The sequence below is a fragment of the Klebsiella ornithinolytica NBRC 105727 = ATCC 31898 genome, assembly GCF_001598295.1.
Lineage (GTDB): Bacteria > Pseudomonadota > Gammaproteobacteria > Enterobacterales > Enterobacteriaceae > Klebsiella > Klebsiella ornithinolytica.
Genome location: NZ_BCYR01000014.1, coordinates 42,545 through 67,303 on the forward strand (window position 1 = coordinate 42,545; position 24,759 = coordinate 67,303).

At 56.0% G+C, this 24,759-nt stretch carries 20 protein-coding genes; 13 read left to right on the top strand and 7 right to left on the bottom strand.

What is annotated here, in order from left to right; genetic code table 11:
* Positions 1–66 precede the first annotated feature (66 nt).
* Positions 67–627: an ADP compounds hydrolase NudE gene (gene nudE / locus ROR01S_RS21770; protein WP_004868466.1), complete on the bottom strand. Its 561-nt coding sequence runs from the start codon at positions 625–627 to the stop codon at positions 67–69.
* Positions 628–956: 329 nt separating this feature from the next.
* On the opposite strand from nudE, the gene ROR01S_RS21775 reads away from it, so the two are divergent.
* From ROR01S_RS21775 to pckA, 5 genes are all read left to right on the top strand, one after another.
* Complete coding sequence (locus tag ROR01S_RS21775; protein WP_064359875.1) at positions 957–3,086, top strand: intracellular growth attenuator family protein; 2,130 nt, start codon at positions 957–959, stop codon at positions 3,084–3,086.
* Between the two features lie 59 nt (positions 3,087–3,145).
* Positions 3,146–3,829: a GMP/IMP nucleotidase gene (yrfG, locus tag ROR01S_RS21780; protein WP_004868470.1), complete on the top strand. Its 684-nt coding sequence runs from the start codon at positions 3,146–3,148 to the stop codon at positions 3,827–3,829.
* Positions 3,826–4,227, top strand: a complete 402-nt coding sequence (hslR, locus tag ROR01S_RS21785; protein ID WP_004868472.1) for a ribosome-associated heat shock protein Hsp15 — start codon at positions 3,826–3,828, stop codon at positions 4,225–4,227. Before yrfG ends, hslR begins: the two co-directional genes overlap by 4 nt.
* Before the next feature lie 46 nt (positions 4,228–4,273).
* Entirely contained in the window at positions 4,274–5,152 is an 879-nt protein-coding gene (gene hslO, locus ROR01S_RS21790) for an Hsp33 family molecular chaperone HslO (protein WP_048023425.1), read from the top strand.
* 363 nt (positions 5,153–5,515) lie between these two features.
* Positions 5,516–7,138: a phosphoenolpyruvate carboxykinase (ATP) gene (pckA, locus tag ROR01S_RS21795; RefSeq protein ID WP_004868477.1), complete on the top strand. Its 1,623-nt coding sequence runs from the start codon at positions 5,516–5,518 to the stop codon at positions 7,136–7,138.
* A 91-nt stretch (positions 7,139–7,229) separates the two neighbouring features.
* Here pckA and envZ read toward each other — a convergent pair whose 3' ends face one another.
* Entirely contained in the window at positions 7,230–8,591 is a 1,362-nt protein-coding gene (envZ, locus tag ROR01S_RS21800; RefSeq protein ID WP_004868479.1) for a two-component system sensor histidine kinase EnvZ, read from the bottom strand.
* Positions 8,588–9,307, bottom strand: a complete 720-nt coding sequence (gene ompR, locus ROR01S_RS21805; RefSeq protein ID WP_001157751.1) for an osmolarity response regulator transcription factor OmpR — start codon at positions 9,305–9,307, stop codon at positions 8,588–8,590. Before ompR ends, envZ begins: the two co-directional genes overlap by 4 nt.
* Positions 9,308–9,554: 247 nt before the next feature.
* Here ompR and greB point away from each other — a divergent pair, with 247 nt between their 5' ends.
* The 5 genes from greB to feoC all read left to right on the top strand — a co-directional run bounded on the left by greB (position 9,555) and on the right by feoC (position 15,690).
* Positions 9,555–10,028 carry a transcription elongation factor GreB gene (greB, locus tag ROR01S_RS21810; protein ID WP_064359876.1) on the top strand — a complete coding sequence of 158 codons (474 nt, stop codon included), beginning with the start codon at positions 9,555–9,557 and terminating at the stop codon, positions 10,026–10,028.
* Positions 10,029–10,130: 102 nt separating this feature from the next.
* Positions 10,131–12,461, top strand: coding sequence for a Tex family protein (locus ROR01S_RS21815; protein ID WP_015585610.1), 2,331 nt, complete (start codon positions 10,131–10,133; stop codon positions 12,459–12,461).
* 407 nt (positions 12,462–12,868) lie between these two features.
* Complete coding sequence (gene feoA, locus ROR01S_RS21820; RefSeq protein WP_004868486.1) at positions 12,869–13,096, top strand: ferrous iron transporter A; 228 nt, start codon at positions 12,869–12,871, stop codon at positions 13,094–13,096.
* Between the two features lie 29 nt (positions 13,097–13,125).
* Positions 13,126–15,444: a Fe(2+) transporter permease subunit FeoB gene (gene feoB / locus ROR01S_RS21825; protein WP_015585609.1), complete on the top strand. Its 2,319-nt coding sequence runs from the start codon at positions 13,126–13,128 to the stop codon at positions 15,442–15,444.
* A 9-nt stretch (positions 15,445–15,453) separates the two neighbouring features.
* Positions 15,454–15,690 (top strand): [Fe-S]-dependent transcriptional repressor FeoC, encoded by a 237-nt coding sequence (feoC, locus tag ROR01S_RS21830; RefSeq protein ID WP_015585608.1) that lies wholly within the window; start codon positions 15,454–15,456, stop codon positions 15,688–15,690.
* A 62-nt stretch (positions 15,691–15,752) separates the two neighbouring features.
* Here feoC and ROR01S_RS21835 read toward each other — a convergent pair whose 3' ends face one another.
* Positions 15,753–16,022, bottom strand: coding sequence for a YdgH/BhsA/McbA-like domain containing protein (locus ROR01S_RS21835; protein WP_004868491.1), 270 nt, complete (start codon positions 16,020–16,022; stop codon positions 15,753–15,755).
* Between the two features lie 109 nt (positions 16,023–16,131).
* Complete coding sequence (bioH, locus tag ROR01S_RS21840; RefSeq protein ID WP_004868492.1) at positions 16,132–16,914, bottom strand: pimeloyl-ACP methyl ester esterase BioH; 783 nt, start codon at positions 16,912–16,914, stop codon at positions 16,132–16,134.
* Positions 16,915–16,951: 37 nt separating this feature from the next.
* Between bioH and gntX the strand changes: the two genes are divergently transcribed.
* From gntX to gntT, 3 genes are all read left to right on the top strand, one after another.
* A complete protein-coding gene (gene gntX, locus ROR01S_RS21845) occupies positions 16,952–17,626 on the top strand; it encodes a DNA utilization protein GntX (protein ID WP_004868494.1) in 675 nt (224 codons plus the stop codon).
* Between the two features lie 58 nt (positions 17,627–17,684).
* Entirely contained in the window at positions 17,685–18,260 is a 576-nt protein-coding gene (gene nfuA / locus ROR01S_RS21850; RefSeq protein ID WP_004868496.1) for a Fe-S biogenesis protein NfuA, read from the top strand.
* Between the two features lie 346 nt (positions 18,261–18,606).
* Positions 18,607–19,923, top strand: a complete 1,317-nt coding sequence (gene gntT / locus ROR01S_RS21855) for a gluconate transporter (protein ID WP_015585607.1) — start codon at positions 18,607–18,609, stop codon at positions 19,921–19,923.
* A 103-nt stretch (positions 19,924–20,026) separates the two neighbouring features.
* On the opposite strand, the gene malQ is transcribed toward gntT, so the two are convergent.
* A complete protein-coding gene (gene malQ, locus ROR01S_RS21860; protein ID WP_064359877.1) occupies positions 20,027–22,114 on the bottom strand; it encodes a 4-alpha-glucanotransferase in 2,088 nt (695 codons plus the stop codon).
* Between the two features lie 10 nt (positions 22,115–22,124).
* Positions 22,125–24,515, bottom strand: coding sequence for a maltodextrin phosphorylase (gene malP / locus ROR01S_RS21865; RefSeq protein WP_064359878.1), 2,391 nt, complete (start codon positions 24,513–24,515; stop codon positions 22,125–22,127).
* Positions 24,516–24,759: the final 244 nt, after the last annotated feature.

The following is a 24,759-nucleotide window of genomic DNA, read 5'->3' on the forward strand; positions in this document are numbered from 1 at the left end:
CTTTTTTTCTGCTTCTCTCTGCAGGCCATGGTGACAGGCCGGATATTTGGCAAGACGCCGGGCGGTCTACAGGCGTCCCTGAGCCTTCAGCCATTCGCGGACCAAAAACAGGGCGCTGACGTTGCGCGCTTCGTTAAAATCTTCATCATCCAACAGCGCCATTAGCTGCGACAGCGGCCAGCGCACCTGCGGTAAAGGTTCCGGCTCATCGCCAGGCAGCGATTCCGGGTACAGATCTTCAGCCACCAGGATATTCATCTTGCTGGAGAAATAGGAGGGTGCCATGCTCAGTTTTTTCAGGAACGTCAGCTTATTGGCGCCGAAACCGACCTCTTCTTTCAGTTCACGGTTAGCGGCTTCCATGACGGTTTCACCCGGATCAATCAGCCCTTTAGAAAAACCAAGCTCATAAGATTCGGTGCCAACGGCATATTCACGAATCAGAATGAGATGGTCATCGACAATCGGTACAATCATCACGGCTTCACGCGTCGAAGGGCGCATGCGTTCATAAACGCGACGCACGCCGTTGCTGAATTCCAGGTCCACGCTTTCAACGTTAAAAAGACGCGAGCGCGCTACTGTTTCAACATTGAGAATGGTGGGTTTTTGTAATGATTTGCTCATTGTTATCGATCTATGCTGTGATTCCAGAAGTCATTGTGCGATACGCAGCACGGTTTCGGCAATTCAATTCGCCACTTATTTACATAGTTGCAACCTGCACTCGCAAAACGAGAGAATCAGAAAGATAAAAAAGTCAATAGGTTGAAATGTTTTTGAGAATTTACTGATTCCTGGATTTTAACGATTTTGATAAGCTTGTATGCTGCTGTATCGCACAATAAATTTTCCCGTATACATACGATATCTGCCGAGAGCACACTGCAGGTTCACGCAAAGTGTTAAGCAACTAAAGACACCTGTAAGAAAAGAATAACTACGATGGGATGGGCATGGGCACCTTTCTGATTTCTTTCACAGCTCTGCTAATCTGCGCATTGCTTATCGGGTGGTGGTATCGATCGCATGCCAGACGTCGCCGCCTCCCTCTCCTGCATGCCTTTAGCGATGCCGTCACCCGCAAGCTTTCTGAGCAAGAACGCCGCGCGGTGGAAAAGTACCTTGAAGGTCTCAACCACGCCCGACAAATGCCGGCATCGGGGGCAAGCGTTGCCCCTGCCGTAATGTCTCTCACCCAACAGAGCGATACTGTTTTCACGGTGACCCGCGCCATTACGCGCTATGGCATTACCACCGATGACCCGAACAAATGGCGCTACTTCCTCGACTCGGTGGAGGTGCATCTGCCGCCTTTCTGGGAGCAGTATATCAATGACGAAAATAGCGTTGAGCTGATACCCACCGACAGCCTGCCGCTGGTCATTGCCCTCAATGGCCATGCGCTCAGCGACTACCCGCAGGAGAGCCGCAGTTATGCCCTCGAACGGACGTCGTCAACCCAGGCGTCAATCCGCGGGGAAGAGAGCGAGCAGATCGAGCTGTTGAGCATTCGCCAGGAAACGGCAGAGGAATACGCGCTGAGTCGGCCGGATGGGCTGCGTGAAGCGATCTTTATCGTCACCTCGTTCCTGCTGTTTTACTTCAGCCTGATAAGCCCCTATGTTTTTACCCCGTGGCTACTGCTCGGTGGACTACTGTTCCTGGCTGCGGGCCTGTGGGGTATCTACGCGCCGCCGCGTAAAGCGGCGCTCCGGGAGATCCACTGCCTGCGCGGGATGCCCAAACGCTGGGGTCTGTTTGGCGAAAATGACCAGGAGCATATCAATAATATCTCCCTGGGTATTATCGATCTGATCTATCCGCGCCACTGGCAGCCCTGGATTGCCCAGGATCTCGGCCAGCAGACGGATATCGATATCTATCTCAGCCGTCACGTCGTGCGTCAGGGGCGCTTCCTGTCGTTGCACGATGAAGTGAAAAACTTCCCGCTTCAGTACTGGCTGCGTAGCGCCATTATCGCTATCGGCGCACTGCTGGTGGTGGTGATGCTGTGGGCCAGCGTCCCGCTGAATATGCCGTTTAAGTTTACGCTTTCATGGCTGAAAGGGGCGCAAACCATTGAAGCGACTACCGTTGCCCAGCTGGAGAAGTCGCAGGTTCGCCTCGGCGATACGCTGCGATTGAAAGGTACCGGAACCTGCAATATCCACTCGCCGGATAGCTGGACGGCGAAAGAGAACTCGCCGTTTATGCCGTTTGATTGCTCGCAGATCATCTGGAATGACGCGCCTCCCCTACCGCTTCCTGAGTCCGACGTCGTCGGCAAAGCCACGGCGCTGATGCAATCCGTGCAGCGCCAGCTACATCCCGATCCGGACGATGACTCGCACGTCAGCCCCGCGCTGCGCTCGGCGATTCAGAAATCAGGCATGGTGCTGCTGGATGATTTTGGCGATATCGTCATAAAAACCAACAACCTGTGTGCGGCAAAAGATGACTGTACCCGTTTGAAAAACGCGCTGGTTAACCTGGGCAATACGCGTAACTGGGAAGCGCTCACCAAACGCGCCAACTCGGGCAAGCTGGATGGCGTCAACGTTCTGCTGCGCCCGGTTAGCGCCGAGTCGCTGGAAAATCTGGTCACCACCTCAACGGCACCGTTTGTCATTCGCGAAACCTCACGCGCAGCGCAGGCCCTTAACAGTCCGGCTCCCGGCGGTTTCCTGATTGTCAGTGATGAAGGCAGCGATCTGGTCAATCAGCCGTGGCCGACCACCAGCTTGTATGACTATCCGGCGCATGAACAGTGGGGCGAACTGCAGCGTCTGGCCAGAATGCTGATGCATACGCCGTTCCACGCCGAGGGGATTGTGACCAATCTCTATACCGATGCCAATGGCACGCAGCACATCAACCTGCATCGTATTCCAGACCGTTCAGGTCTGTGGCGCTATCTGGGGACGACGCTGCTTCTGCTGACCATGCTGGGCTGCATGTCGTGGCACGGGATCCTGACGATTCGTCGCTACCAGCGTCATCGCCAGCGAATGGAAGATATTCAGAAATACTACGAAAGCTGCCTGAATCCGGTACTCATCCCCTCGCCGGAACATCAAGAGTAATTCCCTGCGCGGCGGGGTGTGATACCCTGTCGCGCATTTCCCCTCGCTGGAGACTCACCATGCATTTTGATATCGCCTGGCAGGAGGTTGATACCGTTCTGCTGGATATGGATGGCACGCTGCTCGACCTCGCCTTCGACAACTATTTTTGGCAAAAACTGGTGCCGGAAACCTGGGGAGCGGCACGCGGGCTCAACCTGCAGGAGGCCAAAGAGGCGATGCACCAGGAGTATCACGCGGTGCAGCATACGCTAAACTGGTACTGTCTGGACTACTGGAGCGAGCGCCTGAATTTGGATATTCGTGCGATGACCAGCGAGCAGGGGCCAAGAGCAGCCCTGCGTGAAGATACCGTCCCGTTCCTTGATGCGCTCAAGGCCAGCGGCAAGCGGCGCATCCTGCTGACCAACGCCCATCCGCACAATCTGGCGGTAAAGCTTGAACATACCGGTCTCGACGCACACCTTGATTTATTGCTTTCTACCCACACATTTGGTTATCCGAAAGAAGATCAGCGTCTGTGGCGTGCGGTGGCGGAAGAAACCGGCTTCGATGCGCGCAAAACGCTCTTTGTTGACGATAGCGAGGCGATTCTCGATGCCGCGGCTCAGTTTGGTGTTCGCTACTGCCTGGGCGTCACGAATCCGGATTCCGGGCTGGCGGAAAAAAGCTATGCCCGACATCCGGGATTGAACGACTACCGGCGCCTGATCCCTTCGCTGACCCCAAAGGAGAGGCCATGAAAGAGAAGCCCGTCGAAGCCGTCAGGCTGGACAAATGGCTTTGGGCAGCCCGCATTTATAAAACCCGTGCGCTGGCGCGCGAGATGATTGAAGGCGGCAAGGTGCATTACAACGGACAGCGCAGCAAGCCGGGTAAAATCGTTGAGCCGGGCGCCACTCTGACGCTACGCCAGGGCAACGACGAACGTATTCTGCTGGTCAAAGGGATAACCGAACAGCGCCGACCTGCCAGTGAAGCCGTCGCCTTGTATGAAGAGACGGCAGAGAGCATCGAAAAACGCGAGAAAATGGCGCTGGCGCGCAAAATGAACGCGCTGACCATGCCGCATCCCGACAGACGTCCGGACAAGAAAGAACGCCGCGACCTGATGAGATTTAAACACGGCGACAGTGAGTAACCGCCTATACCTGTAGGCACCGCTGTTGCCAGCAAGAGAGACCATTATGACTCAACACGATCAATTACATCGTTATCTGTTTGAAAACTATGCCGTACGCGGTGAACTGGTTACCGTTTCGGAAACCCTGGAACAGATTCTGGCGAACCACAGCTACCCGCAGCCGGTCAAAACCGTGCTGGCAGAGCTGCTCGTTGCCACCAGCCTGCTGACCGCGACGCTGAAGTTTGCCGGCGATATCACCGTGCAGCTGCAGGGCGATGGTCCTCTGTCTCTGGCGGTAATCAACGGGACGAATCAGCAGCAGCTGCGCGGCGTCGCGCGGACTCAGGGCGACATTCCGGCAGATGCGGACCTGAAAACGCTGGTCGGTAACGGGTATCTGGTCATCACCATCTCTCCGGATGAAGGCGAGCGCTATCAGGGCGTGGTCGGTCTGGAAGGCGACACCCTGGCGGCTTGCCTGGAAGATTATTTCCAGCGCTCAGAACAGTTGCCGACGCGCCTTATCATTCGCACCGGCGAACATGAAGGGAAACCGATGGCGGGCGGCATGCTGCTTCAGGTGATGCCGGCACAAGAGACCCAGGCCAATGATTTCGACCATCTGGCTACGCTCACTGAGACCATCAAAGCCGAGGAACTGTTCACCCTCTCAGCGACTGACGTCCTGTGGCGTCTGTATCACGAAGAAGAAGTGACCGTATACGATCCGCAGAATGTGGAATTTAAGTGTACCTGTTCCCGCGAACGCTGCGCCGGGGCGCTGAAAACGCTGCCGGATGAAGAGATCGACAGCATTCTCGCTGACGAAGGTGAAATTGATATGCACTGCGATTACTGCGGCAATCATTACCTGTTCAACGCCATGGATATCGCCGAGATTCGCAATAATGCCTCTCCGGCCGACCCGCAGGTTCACTGATAATCCTGCCCACCAGAGCTCGCGGCGGAGGTTTTCTGCCTTCGCCGCGCCTGCCGTCAACTATTTCCTCGCGTGATGAATCGATTTTCACTGAAAGAGTTACGTAATTTTCTTTCAAGAAAGCGATTACATTCACAATTCAGCAGTTTTTTTAATTACTTTTTAACCAATAAGAAACATCTATCCCCACCAACGGCCAATTTCCTGAGATAATCACGCATGTTTCGTGACAGGAGTCACCGTGTTTTTCGTAAGTAAGGCGTTTGTCGAGATACGTAAATCTATGAGCCTGGTCGCGGTCTATACCCCGAAAGAACCCCTACAATTTAAAGCAGTATATATTATTGGCTAAGGAGCAGTGACATGCGCGTTAATAATGGTTTAACCCCGCAGGATCTCAAGGCTTATGGTATCAATGACGTCCAGGATATCGTCCACAACCCTAGTTACGATACGTTGTATCAAGAAGAACTCGATCCCACTCTGGAAGGGTATGAGCGCGGCGTACTCACCAATCTGGGCGCGATCGCCGTCGATACCGGTATCTTTACCGGTCGTTCGCCGAAAGATAAATATATCGTTCGTGACGATACAACCCGCGATACCGTGTGGTGGTCTGATAAAGGCAACGGTAAAAACGACAACAAACCGCTCTCGCAGGAAACCTGGCAGCACCTGAAAGATCTGGTCACTCATCAGCTTTCCGGCAAGCGTCTGTTCATCGTTGATGCGTTCTGCGGCGCCAATGCCGACACGCGTCTGAGCGTACGCTTCATTACCGAAGTGGCCTGGCAGGCACACTTCGTCAAGAACATGTTTATTCGCCCATCCGATGAAGAACTGGCCAACTTTAAGCCGGATTTCATCGTGATGAACGGCGCCAAATGCACCAACCCGCAGTGGAAGGAGCAGGGACTCAACTCTGAAAACTTCGTTGCCTTCAACCTGACCGAGCGGATCCAGCTGATTGGTGGTACCTGGTACGGCGGCGAAATGAAGAAAGGGATGTTCTCTATCATGAACTACCTGCTGCCGCTGCAGGGGATCGCATCAATGCACTGTTCCGCTAACGTGGGCGAGAAAGGCGACGTGGCGGTCTTCTTTGGCCTCTCCGGCACCGGCAAAACCACCCTTTCCACCGATCCGAAACGCCGTCTGATCGGCGATGACGAGCACGGCTGGGATGACGATGGCGTCTTCAACTTCGAAGGCGGCTGCTATGCCAAGACCATCAAACTCTCCGAAGCCGCAGAGCCAGATATCTATCACGCGATTCGTCGTGATGCGCTGCTGGAAAACGTGGTGGTTCGCGCGGACGGCACGATTGATTTCGACGATGGGTCGAAAACCGAGAACACCCGTGTCTCCTACCCGATCGATCATATCGAGAACATCGTTAAGCCGATCTCGAAAGCGGGCCATGCCACCAAAGTTATCTTCCTGACGGCGGATGCATTCGGCGTACTGCCGCCGGTATCGCGCCTGACGGCAGACCAGACCCAGTATCACTTCCTCTCTGGCTTTACCGCTAAGCTGGCCGGTACCGAACGTGGCGTCACTGAACCGACGCCAACCTTCTCCGCCTGCTTCGGTGCCGCATTCCTGTCGCTGCACCCGACGCAGTATGCTGAGGTTCTGGTGAAGCGCATGCAGGCATCCGGTGCGCAGGCTTATCTGGTCAACACCGGCTGGAACGGCACCGGCAAACGTATCTCGATTAAAGATACCCGCGCCATTATCGATGCCATTCTCGACGGGTCGCTGGACAATGCGGAAACCTTCACGCTGCCGATGTTCGATTTGCAGATCCCAACCTCGCTGCCAGGTGTCGATACGCACATCCTCGACCCGCGTAACACCTACGGTTCGCCAGAGCAGTGGCAGGAGAAAGCCGAGCAGCTGGCGAAGCTGTTCGTAGAGAACTTCGAGAAGTACACCGATACGCCAGCGGGCGCCGCGCTGGTCGCTGCCGGCCCGAAGCGCTAACCGTGTATTTATAAAGAATAAGCCGGGCAATGCCCGGCTTTTTAATGCTCTCGCGCCGACTCGCGCGATTCAGACTGCCGCGAGCGGCCGCTTAACTCTCTTTGCTCTGTTTCGTCGGCGTTAGCGCACGTTGAACCGGAACCGGCAGCCAGGCGCGAATCAACAGCCCGCCCCGCTCGCTGGAGCCAATCTCCAGACGACCGTTATGGTTATCGATAATACGCTGCACAATCGCCAGCCCCAGCCCGGTACCGCTGGTGCTGCGGGCGCTATCGCCACGCACAAACGGCTGGAACAGATGCTCGCGTTGTTCTGGCTTAATCCCCGGGCCATCATCCTCGACCTGGAACCAGGCGCTGCTGGCTTCGCTACCGCTGCTGACCTTAATCCAGCCGTTGCCATAACGCGCGGCGTTAACCACCATATTGGCCAGCGCGCGCTTGATAGAGAGCGGATGAATGCGCAGCGGGATCTCGCCGGCCTGCAGGTCCGTCGCGATTTCACGTTCGTAACCGCTTTCCGCCGCGATAACTTCACCGAGCACCGAGTTAAGATCCGCCAGCTCCATCGGCATCTCCTGGCCCGTGCGCAGGTAATCAATAAACTGCTCGATGATGGCGTTACACTCTTCAATGTCTTTGTTGATCGACTCGGCAAGGTAACCGTCTTCTTCCCCCATCATCTCCGTCGCCAGGCGAATACGCGTCAGCGGCGTACGCAGATCGTGGCTGACGCCGGCCATTAACAGCGTACGATCGTCTGCCAGCTGTTTTACGCCTGCGGCCATGTGGTTAAAGGCCCGGGTGACCGAACGCACTTCGGATGCACCGTACTCCCGCAGCGGCGGCGGAATGATGCCTCGCCCGACCTGCAGCGCCGCATGCTCAAGATCGACCAGCGGCCGGTTTTGAATACGGATAAACAGCCAGGCGCCGCCGATCGCCAGCAGCATAATCGCCAGGGTATAGCGGAACAGCGGCGAGAAGTCGCCCTGGTGGATTTCCGTCAGCGGTACGCGCACCCAGATATTCGGCGACAGCCAGGTTTTCAACCACACCACGGGGGAGCTTTTGTTGACCTCGACCCGCACTTCGGTTGGCCCACCGAGCTGGTGCGCCATCTGCTGACTTAAAAACTCATAGTGCTGCGCCCAGCGCAGGCCTGCGTCTTCCGCCGCTTCATTGGAATAGAGCGAAATGCCCAGTTCGCGATAAATTTCGCGACGAAACGCCGGCGGCACCACCAGCTGGGTGCCATCCTCCAGCTGCAGTTTATCGGTCATCAGCATACGCACTTCGTATGCCAGCACCTTATTAAACTGCTGGAGGCTCGGTAGAATCGCAAAATTCAGCACCACCAGATAGGTCGTCACCAGGCTGACAAACAGCAAGGTGACTATCAATAACAGGGTGCGAGCAAACGAGCTTCGCGGCGAAAAACGCACGCGTTTCATGCCTTAGAGCCGTCCGGTACGAAGACGTAGCCTAGCCCCCACACGGTCTGGATGTAACGCGGATGGGCCGGATCCTCTTCGACCATGCGGCGCAGACGGGAAATTTGTACATCGATGGAACGCTCCATCGCGGAATATTCGCGACCGCGAGCAAGGTTCATCAGTTTATCGCGGGAGAGCGGCTCACGCGGATGGCTAACCAGCGCTTTCAGTACCGCAAATTCACCGCTGGTGAGCGGCATCGGTTCATCTTCACGGAACATCTCGCGGGTGCCGAGATTCAGCTTGAATTTACCAAAGGCGATGACCGCCTCTTCCTGTGACGGCGCACCCGGCAGCTCATTCGCCTGGCGACGCAGCACGGCGCGGATACGGGCCAGCAGCTCACGCGGGTTGAACGGTTTTGGAATATAGTCGTCCGCACCGATTTCGAGGCCCACAATACGGTCAACCTCTTCCCCTTTCGCCGTAACCATAATGATCGGCATCGGGTTGCTTTGGCTACGCAGACGACGACAAATGGAGAGACCATCTTCGCCCGGCAGCATCAAATCCAGCACCATCAGGTGGAAGGACTCACGAGTCAACAGACGATCCATTTGTTCAGCGTTGGCGACGCTTCGAACCTGGAAGCCTTGCTCGGTCAGATAACGTTCGAGCAGCGCACGCAGGCGCATGTCGTCGTCGACAACCAGAATCTTATAATTCTCTTGCATTGTTTATACTCCCAAAGGTTCACTGCAATTGTCAGTGCGTATTCTCAAAAAAGCCCGGGTCGCCGACCAGCTAAATCTGGTATATATTCCAGGCTAAATTGTTACAAAGCATATTTAACAGCAGCTTAAGTATACATTTAATCATAAGACACATTATTTATCCTGTCGGTATTATTACGCACTACGAATTGTGCGCAACCGCACACCGCCGCGTACAGTGTCCGACAATCAGAAGGTAGAACGATAAATGAAAACGCCGCTGATCACCCGTGAAGGGTATGAAAAACTTAAAAAAGAAATGGACTATTTGTGGCGTGAAGAACGCCCTGAGGTCACCAAAAAAGTGACCTGGGCGGCCAGCCTTGGCGATCGTAGCGAAAATGCCGATTACCAGTACAACAAAAAACGGCTGCGTGAAATCGACCGCCGGGTACGCTATCTCACCAAATGTCTGGAAAATCTGAAAATCGTCGATTACTCCCCGCAGCAGGAGGGCAAGGTGTTTTTCGGCGCGTGGGTTGAAATCGAAAACGATGATGGCGACACCAAGCGCTTTCGCATCGTCGGTTACGATGAGATTTTCGGACGTAAAGACTACATCTCTATCGACTCGCCGATGGCTCGCGCGCTGCTGAAAAAAGAGGTCGGCGACCTGGCGGTGGTCAACACGCCCTCCGGCGAAGCCAGCTGGTACGTCAACAATATCGAATATGTGAAATAGCGCGTCCGGAACAATCTGAGAGCCTCGTGCCACGACTGGCATTTTGCCGTGCCAGTCCGTATAACTATCCCCCTGATTTTCGATCCACAAGATGAAATAGACATGATGAATGATTCGCTCTGCCGCATTATTGCGGGTGAACTTCAGGCCAGGTCTGAACAGGTAGAAGCTGCCGTTCGCCTGCTTGATGAAGGGAACACCGTGCCGTTTATCGCACGCTATCGTAAAGAAGTCACCGGCGGTCTGGATGACACGCAGCTGCGTAATCTGGAAACCCGCCTTGGTTATCTGCGTGAACTGGAAGACCGTCGTCAATCGATCCTCAAATCGATCGGCGAACAGGGTAAGCTGACCGATGCGCTGGAAAAGGCGATTACCACCACGCTGAGCAAAACCGAGCTCGAAGACCTTTACCTGCCATATAAACCGAAACGCCGCACCCGCGGGCAAATCGCCATTGAAGCCGGGCTGGAGCCGCTGGCGGATCTGCTATGGAACGAACCGTCCCACGATCCGGAAACAGAAGCGGCGAAGTTTGTCGATGCCGATAAAGGCGTCGCCGATACCAAAGCCGCACTGGATGGCGCGCGTTATATCCTGATGGAGCGCTTTGCTGAAGACGCCGCGCTGCTGGCGAAGGTGCGTGACTACCTGTGGAAGAATGCGCACCTGGTTGCCACGGTAGTGGGCGGCAAAGAAGAGGAAGGGGCAAAATTCCGCGACTACTTCGATCACCATGAGCCTATCGCTACCGTCCCTTCGCACCGCGCGCTGGCGATGTTCCGCGGCCGTAATGAAGGCATTCTGCAGCTGGCCCTGAATGCCGACCCGCAGTTTGACGAGCCGCCGAAAGAGAGCCACTGCGAACAGATTATTATCGACCATCTCGGTTTACGCTTGAACAATGCCGCAGCCGACAGCTGGCGCAAAGGGGTTGTCAGCTGGACATGGCGCATTAAGGTGCTGATGCACCTGGAAACCGAGCTGATGGGCACCGTGCGCGAACGCGCGGAAGATGAAGCCATCAACGTGTTTGCCCGTAACCTGCACGATCTGCTGATGGCCGCCCCCGCCGGGTTGCGCGCCACCATGGGCCTCGACCCAGGCCTGCGTACCGGCGTGAAAGTCGCCGTGGTAGATGGCACCGGTAAACTGGTCGCCACAGACACCATCTATCCGCACACCGGACAGGCCGCCAAAGCGGCATCTGTCGTCGCCGCGCTGTGTGAAAAGCACAACGTTGAACTGGTCGCTATCGGCAACGGCACCGCCTCCCGCGAAACCGAGCGCTTCTTCCTCGATGTGCAGCAACAGTTCCCGAAAGTCACCGCGCAGAAAGTGATCGTCAGCGAAGCCGGGGCTTCCGTCTACTCAGCTTCCGAACTGGCGGCCCTGGAGTTCCCGGACCTCGATGTTTCTCTGCGCGGCGCCGTTTCAATTGCCCGTCGTCTGCAGGATCCGCTGGCCGAGCTGGTTAAAATCGATCCGAAGTCCATCGGCGTGGGCCAGTACCAGCACGACGTCAGCCAGTCACAGCTGGCGCGCAAGCTGGATGCGGTGGTCGAAGACTGTGTTAACGCCGTCGGCGTGGATCTGAACACCGCTTCCGTGCCGCTGCTTACCCGCGTGGCGGGCCTGACGCGGATGATGGCGCAGAACATCGTCGCCTGGCGTGATGAAAACGGCCAGTTCCAGAACCGTCAGCAGCTGCTGAAAGTCAGCCGCCTCGGTCCCAAAGCCTTCGAGCAGTGCGCCGGGTTCCTGCGCATCAACCACGGCGACAACCCGCTGGATGCCTCCACCGTTCACCCGGAAGCATATCCTATCGTCGAGCGCATTCTGGCCGCCACCCGGCAGGCGTTAAGCGATCTGATGGGCAACAGCAGCGAATTACGCAATCTGAAAGCGGCCGACTTCACCGATGAGAAATTCGGTGTGCCAACCGTCACCGACATTATCAAAGAGCTGGAAAAACCCGGTCGCGACCCGCGTCCGGAGTTTAAAACTGCGAAGTTCGCCGATGGCGTGGAAACCATGAACGACCTGCTGCCGGGCATGGTACTGGAAGGTGCGGTTACCAACGTCACCAACTTTGGCGCCTTTGTCGATATCGGCGTTCACCAGGATGGCCTGGTGCATATTTCGTCGCTGTCGAATAAATTCGTCGACGATCCGCATACCGTCGTCAAAGCTGGCGATATCGTGCAGGTTAAAGTGATGGAGGTCGACCTGCAGCGTAAACGCATCGCACTGACCATGCGTCTTGACGAGCAGCCGGGCGAGAGCAACGCCCGGCGCGGCGGCGGGAGCGATCGTGCGCAGGGCAACCGCCCGGCGGCAAAAGCGGCGAAACCGCGCGGCCGTGAGGCGCAGTCCGCTGGCAACAGCGCCATGATGGACGCGCTGGCAGCAGCCATGGGTAAAAAACGCTAACCCTTTTCCGGCCCCTCATTGCAGGGGCCGCTTTCTCCGCATTATTCTCTGACCCCATGTTGGTATACTCCGGAAACCGATTAGCTCCGGCTAATAAAGGCGAGTAAATAAGTCATTTATTAAGGTTTCATTTTGTTAACCAATGAAACCTTAATTAAACATTAAATGACAAAATAAATATTACCCTTATTTAGCGCTACAGTGCAGACCTTGCGTCATATCAAAAAAACAGCATATTTCCGGCAAATGTCGATTATTAAACCATTTATGTATTGATGATAAAAACCATTATCATTATCATCATTCATAGTAAATATATCTTCTTCTCCGTTGACTATGCTCCCCGGTACTGTGCGATGACCGCACACGGTAAACTCTCGTTCAGTTAGCGATTACAGGTAGGCCCTATGCAATTCACTCCTGATAGTGCGTGGAAAATCACGGGTTTCTCTCGTGATATTAGTCCGGCTTATCGTCAGAAACTATTGTCTCTTGGCATGCTGCCAGGTTCCTCTTTTAATGTGGTCCGCGTCGCGCCGCTCGGCGATCCCGTGCATATCGAAACCCGACGTGTAAGTCTGGTATTACGCAAAAAAGATCTCGATTTAATAGAACTGGAAGCGGTTGCACAATAACACCTGACCCGGTACTCAGAGTCTGAAATATGAAAAAGTTAACTCTTGGTTTAATTGGTAATCCGAACTCCGGCAAAACAACATTATTTAATCAGCTTACCGGCGCTCGTCAGCGCGTCGGCAACTGGGCCGGGGTCACCGTCGAACGCAAAGAAGGAGCCTTTACCACCACCGACCACCAGGTCACGCTGGTAGACCTGCCCGGCACCTATTCGCTGACGACGATCTCTTCACAGACCTCTTTAGATGAGCAGATCGCTTGTCACTATATCCTCAGCGGCGATGCCGACATGCTGATTAACGTGGTCGACGCCTCAAACCTGGAACGCAACCTCTATCTGACGCTGCAGCTGCTGGAGCTGGGCATCCCCTGCATCGTTGCGTTGAATATGCTGGATATTGCCGAAAAGCAAAAAATCCGGATCGACGTTGACGCGCTGGCAGCCCGCCTGGGTTGCCCGGTGATCCCGCTGGTCTCGACTCGCGGACGCGGTATCGAAGCCTTAAAAATGGCCGTCGACCGCCACCAGCAAAATACGTCGCTTGAGCTGGTGCACTACCCGCAGCCGCTGCTGCGTGAAGCCGAAAAGCTGGCTCAGGAGATGGCGCCAGAAATTCCGCAACGTCAGCGTTGCTGGCTGGGTCTGCAGATGCTGGAAGGCGATATTTACAGCCGCGAGTACGCCGGAAACGCCGCGCATAAGCTCGACGATGCCCTGGCGAATCTGAGTGCGGAAATTGCCGATCCGGCGCTGCACATCGCGGATGCTCGCTATCAGAGCATTGCCGCCATCTGCGACGCCGTCAGCAACACGCTCACCGCTGAACCGAGTCGTTTCACCACCGCGATGGACAAAATCATCCTCAGCCGCGTGCTGGGGCTGCCCATCTTCTTATTTGTCATGTACCTGATGTTCCTGCTGGCGATCAACATCGGCGGCGCGTTACAACCCATCTTTGACGCCGGGTCCGTGGCTATCTTTATTCACGGCATTCAGTGGCTGGGCTATACCCTGCATTTCCCGGACTGGCTAACCGTTTTCCTTGCCCAGGGGCTGGGCGGCGGTATCAACACCGTGCTGCCGCTGGTGCCGCAAATCGGCATGATGTATCTGTTCCTCTCCTTCCTTGAGGATTCCGGCTATATGGCGCGAGCGGCATTCGTCATGGACCGCTTGATGCAGGCGCTGGGGCTACCGGGGAAATCTTTCGTGCCGCTGATTGTCGGCTTCGGCTGCAACGTGCCGTCGGTGATGGGGGCGCGCACGCTGGATGCACCGCGCGAACGCCTGATGACCATCATGATGGCGCCGTTTATGTCCTGCGGCGCGCGCCTGGCGATCTTCGCCGTGTTCGCCGCCGCGTTCTTTGGTCAGAATGGCGCGCTGGCGGTCTTCTCGCTGTATCTGCTCGGGATCGTGATGGCTATCCTGACCGGCCTGATGCTCAAACACACCATTATGCGCGGCGAAGCATCGCCGTTCGTAATGGAGCTACCGGTCTACCACGTCCCGCATATCAAAAGTCTGGTCATCCAGACCTGGCAACGGCTGAAAGGCTTTGTGCTGCGCGCGGGTAAAGTTATCGTCATCGTCAGTATCTTCCTTAGCGCCCTGAACAGCTTCTCGCTTAACGGTAAGCTGGTGGACAACATTAACGATTCGGCGCTGGCCTCCGTCAGTCGTATTATCACGCCGATTTTTAAACCTATTGGCGTGCATGAAGATAACTGGCAGGCCACCGTCGGACTGTTTACCGGCGCAATGGCGAAAGAGGTGGTCGTCGGGACGCTGAACACGCTCTACACCGCCGAAGATATTCAGAATGAAGCGTTTAATCCGCAGGAGTTCCACCTCGGCGACGAACTGCTGGCCGCGCTGGACGAAACCTGGCAGAGCCTGAAAGATACCTTCAGCCTGAGCGTTCTGGCTAACCCTATCGAAGCCAGCAAAGGCGATGGTGAAATGGAAACCGGCGCCATGGGGGTCATGGGCAGCAAATTCGGCAGCGCGGCGGCCGCCTACAGCTACCTGATTTTCGTTCTGCTCTATATTCCGTGCATCTCGGTGATGGGGGCTATCGCTCGCGAATCCAGCCGCGGCTGGATGTCATTCTCCATCTTATGGGGACTGAACATCGCCTACTCGCTCTCTACGCTGTACTACCAGACCGTGAGTTTCAGCCAGCATCCGCGCTACAGTCTGGTGTGTATCCTGGCGGTGGTGCTGTTTAACATCATGGTCTTTGCTCTGTTACGCCGGGCACGCAGTCGGGTTGATGTCTCCCTGCTGGCGACGCGTAAAACGCCGTCATCCTGCTGCCAGAGTCCGGCAGGTGATTGTCACTAAGGAGTTATCATGGCGTCGTTGATTGAAGTACGCGATATGCTGGCCCTGCAGGGGCGTATGCAGGCGACACAGCTCAGCGCTCGCCTGCATGCTCCGCAGCCGCTGGTCGATGCCATGCTGAGTCGTCTGGAAGCCATGGGGAAAGCCGTGCGCATAACGGAAGACGCGAACGGCTGTTTGTCCGGCAGCTGCAAAAGTTGCCCTGAGGGAAAAGCCTGCTTGCAAGAGTGGTGGGCGCTGCGCTGATACCGCTGGGCAATAAGCCTATGAGCAATAAAACCAAAGCGGGTCCTGAGACCCGCTTTTGCTTATTTGTAGACGTCGGCGTTTGCGTGAACGGTTTTCTCGTTTTTCGAACCGGCAATCACCACAAAGTACTTGCCGCCCAGCTCATCCGCCTTCTTCGACAGATCGCGCTTTGCATCCATCGGTGACGTTGTTTTTGAGGTCGTAATGCTGCCGATTTTCGTCAGCTTCATTGACGCCACTTCATCTTTTTGAATCTCTTTCGCTGCAAACGCGCCAAAAGACAGGGACCCAATCACCAGAGATGCAACAATACCCGTAATAAGTTTCATAGCCTCAACTCTCCATAAGGTTGTTTTTATAGGCCACGGCGGCGACAGAAACGCATGCTCCCCGTGACAACCTAAGTATTGCTATGGTCGGGATTTTTGCCACAGCCTGCTAAAAATAATTGCGCAGGCGATTTTTCAACGCCACCAGTGGCTCACAGAACGCCTGCGGGTGCGAGATGAACGGGGCATGGGCCGCTTTTTCAAAGACCATGGATTCACTCTGCGGCCATAATGCATCCAGAACCGGAACAATTTTGCGCGGCACCAGGCCATCCAGTCGGCCATACAGCCGCAGGAATGGCTGTGTGAATGCGGCCAGCGGCTGGCGTAAATCGGCCGTTTTAAGGATCTCCAGCCCGCCGTTCAACGCTTCTGAGGATGGCATCGGCAACGACAGCACGGTACTTTTCAACGCCCGGGCATCCTGACGAGCGCTTTCCGTCCCCATCGTTTGCAGCGCCAGAAACCGCTCCACGGTGCGCTGGAAATCTTGGCTCAGCTGCTGCTGAAACCCACTCAGCACCTCCGCTTTGATCCCGGGCCAGTCGCCATCGGCGCCAAAACAGGGCGAAGAGGCCACGGTGACCAGCGCCTGTACGCGCCCGGGATGTTGCACGGCAATCTGACTGGCCACCAACCCACCCAGGCTCCAGCCCAACCAGATAGCCTGCTCCGGGGCCTGGCTCAGTACCTGCTGCGCCATCTCCTCCAGCGACAGGGCGCCAAAGCCGCTGCTACGACCATAGCCCGGCAGGTCAACCAGATGCAGGGTAAAGTGCGAGGCCAGTTCCGGCGTCACGCAATCCCATACCCTGGCATTCAGCCCCCATCCGTGCAGGAGCACAAGATGACAATTTCCTTCCCCCACGGTTTGCCACCAGATGTCGTTCATCAGTTACTGTTCTCTTTCCACCATTACGAGGTGAAATATGCTAACAGCACACAGCTTATGCTGGCTATGCCAAATGCCGGTGGCGATCGCCCGCTGGGGAATCTGCTCCCGCTGCGCCACCTCTCTGGCGTTTGCCCATTCGCTTTGCCCACGGTGCGGGCTGCCTGCAGCGGTCAGCAGAGTCTCCTGCGGCCGCTGCCTGCGGGATCCTCCGCCGTGGCAACGGCTGGTGACGGTCAATGATTACCGGCCACCGCTGAGCGGTTTGATACATCAGCTTAAGTTTTCCCGTCGACCGGAGCTGGCGCCAGCGCTGGCCCGTCTGCTGCTGTTACGCGTTCGCCAGAGGGAAGGATTTCCCCGGCCAGACCGTCTCGTCAGCGTCCCGCTGTGGCAGCGACGTCAATGGCGGCGAGGCTTCAATCAAAGCGACCTGCTATGCCGACCGTTGGCGCACTGGCTGCAGTGCGCCTGGCACCATGACGCTTTGCGGCGCAACCGACGCACTGCGACCCAGCACCATCTCTCCGCACGCTTGCGTAAACAGAACCTGAAAAATGCCTTTCAGCTTGAAATATCGGTGCGCGGCCTCCATATCGCCATTGTGGATGATGTCGTCACAACCGGAAGCACCGTCGCTGAAATATCCCGCCTGCTTTTGCAAAACGGCGCCGCGACGGTTCAGGTATGGTGTATATGCCGTACCTTGTAGACCCCTGCTGATGGGCGTATTATAACCAAGTAAAATAGTCAACTATTAGGCCAACGCTATGATCCGTATTTCCGATGCTGCACAAGCGCACTTTGCCAAATTGCTGGTAAATCAGGAAGAAGGGACACAAATTCGCGTATTTGTGATTAATCCCGGCACCCCAAACGCTGAGTGCGGCGTATCCTACTGCCCACCGGATGCGGTGGAAGACACCGACACGGCGCTGAAGTTTGAGCAACTGACTGCGTATGTCGACGAACTCAGCGCGCCGTATCTGGAAGACGCTGAAATTGACTTCGTCACCGATCAGCTTGGCTCTCAGCTGACGCTGAAAGCACCGAATGCCAAGATGCGCAAAGTTTCCGACGATGCTCCGCTGATGGAACGCGTTGAATACATGCTGCAATCCCAGATTAACCCACAGCTGGCCGGCCACGGCGGACGCGTCACGCTGATGGAAATCACCGAAGACGGTCTGGCCATCCTGCAGTTCGGCGGCGGTTGTAACGGCTGTTCAATGGTCGATGTGACCCTGAAAGAAGGGATCGAGAAACAGCTGCTAAACGAATTCCCTGAGCTGAAAGGCGTGCGCGATCTGACCGAACACCAGCGCGGCGAGCACTCTTACTACTAAGTACGCCCCTCTTCCCGATGTTAAGCCCGGCGGCATTTGCCCGGCCGGGCCGCCCCTGTCAATGTTACCGCACAACATTTCCCCCTGAGCCACCCGGTAAAAACCCGGGAAAGAGTATGACTTAAGTCTCATATTTAAAATTTTACCCCGGCGGGTGATTCTCAACCCGCCTATGTTACCCGTATCATCTCTTTCAGGCACCGCTGCTATAAAAATAGCCAGCTATCCTTTCCTACAGGAGTGATAGTCGATTTTATGGCGCCATACCGTTTGCCGGCTCAGGCAGAGCAAACGAAAAAGATTGAAATTTGACGTTACCCATAACAAATGTAAGGCCAGGTAAATTATGCCATTAGTCATCGTTGCTATCGGGGTTGCCCTGCTGTTACTGCTGATGATCCGTTTCAAAATGAACGGCTTCATCGCTCTGGTTCTGGTGGCACTCGCCGTCGGACTTATGCAAGGCATGCCTCTGGATAAAGTCATCGTATCCATTAAAAACGGCGTTGGGGGAACCCTCGGCAGCCTCGCGCTGATCATGGGCTTTGGCGCTATGCTCGGTAAGCTGCTGGCGGATTGCGGCGGCGCTCAGCGCATTGCCACAACCTTAATCGCTAAGTTCGGTAAAAAGCACATCCAGTGGGCCGTCGTGCTGACCGGTTTTACCGTCGGCTTCGCGCTGTTCTACGAAGTGGGCTTCGTCCTGATGCTGCCGCTGGTGTTCACCATTGCCGCGTCTGCCCGCATCCCGCTGCTGTACGTCGGCGTTCCGATGGCGGCCGCGCTCTCCGTGACTCACGGTTTCCTGCCTCCGCACCCGGGCCCAACGGCGATTGCCACAATCTTCCATGCTGATATGGGTAAGACCCTGCTGTACGGTACGATTCTGGCTATTCCGACGGTTATCCTTGCCGGTCCGGTTTTCGCTCGCTTCCTGAAAGGCATCGATAAACCGATTCCGGAAGGTCTGCACAACCCGAAAACCTTCACCGAAGAAGAGATGCCGGGCTTTGGCGTCAGCGTCTGGACCTCACTGGTACCGGTGATCCTGATGGCGATGCGCGCCGTTGCCGAGATGATCCTGCCGAAAGGCCACGCCTTCCTGCCGGTTGCCGAGTTCTTCGGCGACCCGGTAATGGCGACCCTGATTGCGGTTCTCATCGCCCTGTTCACCTTCGGCCTGAACCGTGGACGTTCCATGGAGCAGATCAACGACACGCTGACCTCTTCGATCAAAATTATCGCTATGATGCTGTTGATCATCGGCGGCGGTGGCGCCTTCAAACAGGTGCTGGTGGATAGCGGCATGGATAAATACATCGCCTCTATCATGCATGAATCCAACATGTCCCCGCTGTTTATGGCCTGGTCTATCGCGGCGGTACTGCGTATTGCGCTCGGTTCTGCGACCGTTGCCGCCATCACCGCCGGCGGGATTGCCGCACCGCTGATTGCCACCACCGGCGTCAGCCCGGAACTGATGGTCATTGCGGTTGGTTCCGGCAGCGTTATCTTCTCTCACGTGAACGATCCGGGATTCTGGCTGTTTAAGGAATACTTCAACCTCACCATCGGCGAGACCATCCGGTCGTGGTCGGTGCTGGAAACCATTATCTCAGTCTGCGGCCTGGTTGGCTGTCTGCTGCTGGGGATGGTGGTGTAAGCCAGGCGTCAGCATAAAAAAGGCCGGGTCCGCATACGCGACCCGGCCTTTTTATTGGCTTTTTTCACAGCGTTTCCCCGGCGTCACCGGGGAAACGGCGACACTATTTCTTCTTAGCGACCGCTTTGCGCCGCTTATCCAGATCCTTAATCAGCTTATTCACCCGCTCATCGGCAAACATCTGCTCAAGGGTCGTGGAGAGCTTACGCCGCCAGTTCGGATATTCGCTGCTGGTGCCCGGGATATTGACCGGGGTCGCCATTTCCAGCCAGTCTTCCGGCTGTAACCCCAACAATGCGCTGTTGCTGTCCGCAATGTAACGCTGCATCCCGCGATTGAGGGTCGACGTCATCGCCATCAGCGAGGCATTATGCCCGGCGCGTTTTGGCAGGCAGCCATATTGATGCAGCGCATCCAGCAGCCCCTGTTTCGCCCGTTCACGATCCTGATACAGGCCACGCAGAACCACTTCATCAGGATACAGACCTAACGATTTACCCAGCGTCAGGTCTCCGCTTTCCCAGTAACCGCGCAGCGTTGGCAGGTCATGCGTTGTCGCCACCGCCATTGATTGTTCCGGATACGTCTGCGGCGCGCGGAACGTCTTCTCATGGTCATTTTCGAAATAGAGCACTTTGTAGGAATAGACGCCGCTCTTACGCAGCTTGCCGACAATCTCCACCGGGACGGTACCCAGATCTTCGCCAATCACCATACAGCGATGACGCTGACTCTCCAGCGCCATAATCGACAGCAGATCGTCGACCGGGTACTGCACATAGGCGCCGTGGTCAGCGGTTTCACCATACGGAATCCACCACAGACGCAGAACCGACATCACGTGGTCGATGCGCAATGCACCGCAGTTTTGCATGTTGGCACGCAGCAGCTCGATAAACGGCTCATAGGCACGGGCGACGATGATATGCGGATCCATCGGCGGCAGACCCCAGTTTTGCCCCAGCGGGCCAAGAATGTCCGGCGGCGCCCCGACGGAGGCTTTCAGACAATACAGCTCGCGGTCGCACCAGGTTTCCGAACCGCCTTCCGCCACGCCCACCGCCAGATCGCGGTACAGACCAATCGGCATCGCGTCGTGCTGGCTGGTGTGCCAGCATTCGGCGAACTGGCAATACGCCAGCCACTGCAGCCAGAGGTAGAAACTCACCTCGTCGGCCTGCTCGGTGCAGAATGCTTTCACTTCCGGGCTGCTGATATCCTGATACGCTTTTGGCCAGGCAGGCCAGCCCCAGCGGAGCGGATCTTGCTGTACGTGCCAGGCGTGCAGGGCATCATACGCCGCCTGCCAGTACAGGCTTTCGCCTTCACGAAGCACGAACTGACGGAACTCCGCCATCGCCTCATCGTGACGGGTGGAAAATCGCTTCCAGGCCATGCGCAGCGCGGTCATTTTCAACGCGGTCACCGCGGTATAATCCACATCCTCGGTTTGACGCGCGGCTTGTAATGCCCGCTGCGTCTCCGGTGATTGCCACCAGGCCTGCGCCTCTTTGTTCAGACGAAAATCATCGACCGCGTTAACGTCAATATAGATAACGTTCAGCCAGCGGCGTGAGGATGGGCTGTAAGGGCTGGCGCTCTCCGGGTTTGCCGGATAGAGCGCATGAATCGGGTTAAGACCGATAAACGCGCCGCCGCGCCGGGAAATCTCCGGCAGCATCGCGCGTAAATCACCAAAATCGCCGATTCCCCAGTTTTTCTCCGAGCGCAGCGTATAAAGCTGTACGCAGGCGCCCCACAGTTTTTGCCCCTCTTTCAGGGCCTGTGGTTCATAGCAACGCACCGGCGTCACAATCGCCCGACAATGCCAGCGTTCGCCATCCTGAGTCAGGGTCAGCGAATGATAGCCTTCCGGCAGTTTGGCCGGCAGCGGGAGGGGCTCTCCTCCACGCACTTTGCCTTGATACTGTTTCCCCTCTTCGGTGGTGAGGATCCACTGGAATTCCCCACGGCCGGCTACCGGCAGCGACATTTTCTTGCCGTGTGTGAAAACCTGCACCGGCGGCAGCGGGTCAACCGCCACTTTCGTGGCGGTTGTTGTACGATGCATCGCATCCAGCAGACGTTGTTTAGTCGCCGCAGCAATCGACTGCGGCTTACCGTGCGCATTGATGTAGTCGGGACTTATTCCCGCCGCCAGCGCGGCGTTATCAAGGCGTTTAGTCTCCATAGGCCTGTCCTTAGCGTTTTGCCTGCCAGATACGTTGTTGATAGTCGCGAATTGAGCGGTCGGAGCTGAACATGCCGCAGCGCGCGGTATTCAGAATCGTCGCACGAGTCCAGGCTTCCTGATCGCGGTACAACTCATCCACCTGCTTCTGCGCAGCAACATACGCTTCGAAGTCAGCCAGCACCAGGTACGGGTCGCCGCCTTTCAGCAGGCTGTGCAGCATCTGGTCGAAAGCATGCTTGTCGCCATCGCTATACTTGCCGCTTTCCAGCTCTTTCAGGACCGCATCCAGCAGCTTGTCCTTTTTACGCCATTTCAGCGGGTCATAACCTTTCGCTTTCAGCGCCTTAACTTCTTCAACGGTATTACCGAAGATAAAGATATTCTCTTCGCCGACCTGTTCGGCGATTTCAACGTTCGCACCGTCCAGGGTCCCGACGGTCAATGCGCCGTTCAGCGCCAGCTTCATGTTGCCGGTACCGGAGGCTTCTTTCCCCGCCGTGGAGATCTGTTCAGAGACATCCGCCGCTGGAATCAGCATTTCCGCCGCAGAGACGCAGTAATCCGGCAGGAAGACCACTTTCAGCTTGTCGCCCACCAGCGGATCGTTATTCACCGCCTGCGCCACCTTGTTGATAGCAAAAATAATATTCTTCGCCAGGTAGTAGCCCGGTGCGGCTTTCGCCCCGAACAGGAACACGCGCGGTACGCGGTCCGCCTGCGGGTTTTCGCGAATCTCTTTGTACTGCGCCAGAATGTTCAGCAGATTGAGATGCTGACGCTTGTACTCGTGCAGACGCTTAATCTGGATATCGAAAATCGCCTGCGGGTTGATCTCGATACCGGTACGCGTCTTAACAAACTCAGCCAGGCGAACTTTGTTAGCCAGCTTAATCTCACGGTAGGTCTGGCGGAACGCCGCATCGTCAGCATATTTCTCCAGATGGATCAGCTGGTCGAGATCGTTAGCCCACTCTTTCTTCAGCGTCTTATCCAGCAGCGCAGCCAGTTCCGGGTTGCACTGTTTAATCCAGCGACGCGGCGTAATGCCGTTGGTCACGTTGTGGAACTTATTCGGCCACAGCTGGTGATATTCCGGGAACAGATCTTTCACCACCAGGTCGGAGTGCAACGCGGCAACGCCGTTGACCGCAAAGCCGCTGACCACACACATGTTCGCCATGCGAACCTGTTTATCATGCACCACCGCCAGTTTTGCCCACACCTGCTTATCGCCAGGCCAGGTTTTCTCGACCAGCTTCTTAAATCTGTCGTTAATCTCTTTGATGATCTGCATATGACGCGGCAGCAGGGCTTTAACCAGCTTCTCGTCCCAGCACTCCAGCGCTTCAGGCATCAGCGTATGGTTGGTGTAGGCGAAGGTTTTGCTGGTAATGGCCCAGGCGTCATCCCAGCTCAGCTGGTGCTCATCGATCAGCACGCGCAGCAGTTCAGGAATGGCGATGGTCGGGTGGGTATCGTTGAGCTGGATCACTTCGTAATCCGCCAGTTCTGCCAGCTTACGACCCGCCAGATGGTGGCGACGCAGAATATCGGCAACCGAACAGGCGCACTGGAAGTATTGCTGCATTAAGCGCAGCTTTTTCCCTGCCTGATGGTTATCGTTCGGGTAAAGCACTTTAGTCAGTTTTTCCGCGTCGATACCCTGCTGCTCTGCGCGCAGGAAATCGCCATCGTTAAATTTGGTCAGATTAAATGGATGAGCATGGGTCGCCTGCCACAGACGCAGCGGCTGCGCGACGTTATTACGATACCCCAGCACCGGCAGATCCCAGGCCTGGCCGGTAATCACGAACGCCGGTTCCCAGGCGCCGCTTTTGCTGACCTTACCGCCGATCCCAACCTGCACATCCAGCTGTTCGTTATGACGGAACCACGGGTAACGGCTACGCCCCCAGTCATCCGGCGCTTCAACCTGCTGGCCATCTGCGAAAGACTGACGGAACAGACCATACTGATAATTCAGGCCATAGCCGGTTGCCGACTGGCCAACGGTCGCCATGGAGTCGAGGAAACATGCCGCCAGACGGCCCAGACCGCCGTTGCCGAGGCCCGGATCAATCTCTTCTTCCAGCAGATCGGTCAGGTAAATGTCATGAGCCTTCAGCTCATCGCTCACCCCTTGATACCAACCCAGATTCAACAGGTTGTTGCCGGTCAGACGACCGATCAAAAACTCCATAGAGATATAGTTGACGTGACGCTGCCCTTTGGCGGGTTTCGCCACCGGTTGAGCGGCCAACAGCTCGGCAAGCGCACCGCTTACGGCGTGCCACCACTGACGCTGGGTCATCTCAGAAGCGGACTGTAAGCCAAAATGCTGCCACTGACGGGTCAGTGCAGCCTGAAACTGATCTTTATTAAAAGAAGTCTGTGACATAAGAAATCCGGGTCCTTTACTAAAACGTTGGCGTTAGTGTGCCGACCTCCTGAAGCAACGTCCTCATCCCGATGGGGATTAGACAGGGAGGAGCAGCAGGGATGAGCGAAAAGTGTGATCGTGGCCACTATAACGGTAGCTCTCCGCCAGAAACATGCTGGAAAATTCACCACCCAGAAACACTATATTGTTCATCACCATCAGAAGAATATTTGTTACAGGCCGAGACAAAGCGTTGGATAAA